Origin of the sequence: Kitasatospora sp. NPDC059747 (assembly GCF_042732955.1) — a bacterium.
GTDB lineage: Bacteria > Actinomycetota > Actinomycetes > Streptomycetales > Streptomycetaceae > Kitasatospora.
Window position 1 is genome coordinate 1 of record NZ_JBHWGV010000184.1, and the last position, 2,577, is coordinate 2,577.

Consider the following 2,577-nt stretch of genomic DNA (forward strand, 5'->3'; position numbering starts at 1 on the left):
GGCCCCTTCGGGGCCCGGGCAGCGACGTTTCACCGTGGATCTACGCGCTCCAAGGCCTCCACGCATCGGTACCGATCTCGACGCCGAACGGCTCCGGAAGCCGGACCGATTCACCGAACTTCCACTCCCCCAGCACCTCGTACGCCCCCTCGGCCTTGTCCGGCGCGCCGAAGAGCGTGACACCGGGCTGGCGCGGGTCACGGTCCACCAACAGGTAGTACGGCACCCCGGTCCGCGCGTACCCGCTCCACTTGGTGGCGCGCTTCGAACCGCCAAGCGACGGCCTACGGCTGTTTTCCGCGTTGAATGACGATGTCACCTCGACTGCCAGCTCAAGATCGCCTGAGCGCACTGTCTCCCGCATCTGACGGCACTCGCCGGCTTCTCTTCCTACGACGGCCAGGTCCGGGATATATCCGTTCTCAATCTCCGCCAGATCCACTTTGACTTGCCGAAGCACTCGCCACGAGCAGGCCGATTCCACCGCGCGTTCGACATCGAGGAGAATCCCGACACCGGAATCGTCCAAGGCGGGAAGCACCGCGAGCACTCCGTCGAGCACCTCGATCCGCAGGTCATAAGGAAGGCGGAAGTGCTCGGCCAGCTCGCCCCGACACCACATGACATAGGGATCGTCGGGCAACGGCCAATGACAGTGCGCAACAACACTCATTGGCCGTAGCCTGGCCGCCCATCGGCAGATATACCACTGCCACACGGACCTTCCCTCCGAAGGAGCGGTTTGCTCCGCATCGGGTTGACGTCCCCGCTACCCCGACTCGGCGACCAGGCGCCACAGGCGGGACGGGGCGGGGAGGCCGAGTTCGGTGCGCAGGCGGCGTTCGTAGCGTTCGACGTCCTGCAGGGCGTCGCCGGGGTTACCCTCGGCGAGGTGGGCGCGGATCAGGCACGCCTGGCTGCTCTCGCGCAGCGGGTCCGCCCGGACGGCGGCGCCAGCCGCGGCCACCGCCTCCGGGAAGCGGCCGGTCCCGACGAAGGCGCAGGCCAGGGCCTCCAGGGCGTGCACCCGCAGGCGCCGCCAGCCGTCCGCCTCCAGCAGCGTCCAGTCCTCGTACCAACCCGGCAGCAGGTCGGCCGAGAGGTCCTCGACGGCCGCCAGCCCGAGGCCGTCCCGGCCCGGCGCCGAACCGGGGGCGAGGATCCGGCGGGCCAGCGCCCGGGCGTCGCGCAGGTCCACGCCGACGCCGTCGGCCAGCCTCAGCTCGGTCGGGCCGATCTCCAGCGCCGACCGGCCCGCCGCCGGCAGGCGGGACAGCGCCGAGCGCAGGCTCGCGAGCGCGCAGCGCTCCGTGGCGTCCGGCCACAGCGTCCCGGCGACCAGCCCTCGCGGCACGTTCCCGTTGCAGCACAGCGCGACGAAGGCGAGTAATCGCTCCGCCCCCGCGGAGACGGCCACCGGCGCCCCACCGGCCGACAGCGCGAAGCCGCCCAGCAGGCCGAGCCGCACGCCCGCGCCCCGAACCGGCGGGCCCCGATCGCCGCAGGCCATCGAACCACCATCTCTTCGCGTACGGATGGACCTCCTCATCCATGCTGCGCCGCACGCCGTGGGCTGTCGACCTCAGTCGAAGTTGACGCAGTACCCGACCGGGATCGAGGCCGTGACCCGCCCCGAGGTCAGGTCGATCGCCCGCGCGGTGGCGTTCTTCGTCCCGCAGTTGAACGGGTGGCCGGTGAACAGGCCGAAGCTGCCGCCCGCGAACCCGGCGTTCCGGACCGCCGTCACGGTCTGCGACCACTGCACGGTGCCGGTGGAGTTCAGGACGATCTGCACCCGCACCCCGCCGTTGACGTTGAAGTGGTCACCGCCGAACTCCAGTTGGCCGTTGGTGTCGTCGGCCCAGATCCGCACCGCCAGCCGCCGGTCGTCGGCCTGGCCGTTGTCGAACCGCGTCTGCGACCGCGTCTGCGGCGTCACACAAACGGTGTCGCCGACCCAGGCCTCGCGCCAGACGAAGCCCTGGACGCAGAAGCCGTCCGGCAGGGTCCGGAAGGGCACCTGGCTGTTGTCGAACGCCGCCTGGGAGCGGATGTCCGGGGTCACGCAGACGTGGTCCCCCGGCCTGGCGTCGCGCCAGACGAAGCCCTGGCGGCAGGTGTCCGGGCCGAAGTCCTGGGCGTGCGCCGAGGACGCCCCCAGCGCGGCGCCGCCGAGGGCCATGACCGCGGCCATCGCCGTGGTCACCCCGGTTCGCAGGATCCGTCGAGTGCTCATCGTCCGCACCTCCTCGAAGAACCTGCGCCCAGCCTGCGCCGCCCCCCGTCACAGCGGTGTGACGCCCGGAAACGACGCCGGAACGCCGCCGCCCGCGGTGGGTTCGCCCGCCGCTGGGTGAACACCCGCGCGCCATCTGCTCCGCTGAGCACATCTACCACCGTTCCCCACCATCCACCCCCCACCCGCCTCTCGGCGGGTGCCCGCCCCCGCCCTCGCCGCGGGGCCCCCCGCCCCCCGGCCCCCGCCCCCCCCGGGGGGGCAAAACCAGCCCACGCGGCCCCCCGCGATCGCCCGGGTGCCACCCAGTGGGGGGTGGCCCAACCCCCCGTAGCGGCCAG

The 2,577-nt window shown here is 72.3% G+C and carries 3 protein-coding genes; all 3 read right to left on the reverse strand.

The window, feature by feature from the left end; genetic code table 11:
• Positions 1–40 precede the first annotated feature (40 nt).
• Entirely contained in the window at positions 41–643 is a 603-nt protein-coding gene (locus ACFV4G_RS41020; RefSeq protein ID WP_380448303.1) for a Uma2 family endonuclease, read from the reverse strand.
• A gap of 126 nt (positions 644–769) precedes the next feature.
• Positions 770–1,510: a BTAD domain-containing putative transcriptional regulator gene (locus tag ACFV4G_RS41025; RefSeq protein WP_380448305.1), complete on the reverse strand. Its 741-nt coding sequence runs from the start codon at positions 1,508–1,510 to the stop codon at positions 770–772.
• A gap of 72 nt (positions 1,511–1,582) precedes the next feature.
• The gene (locus tag ACFV4G_RS41030; protein WP_380448306.1) at positions 1,583–2,236 is read right to left on the reverse strand and encodes a hypothetical protein; all 654 of its coding nucleotides are present in this window, start codon (positions 2,234–2,236) and stop codon (positions 1,583–1,585) included.
• Positions 2,237–2,577: the final 341 nt, after the last annotated feature.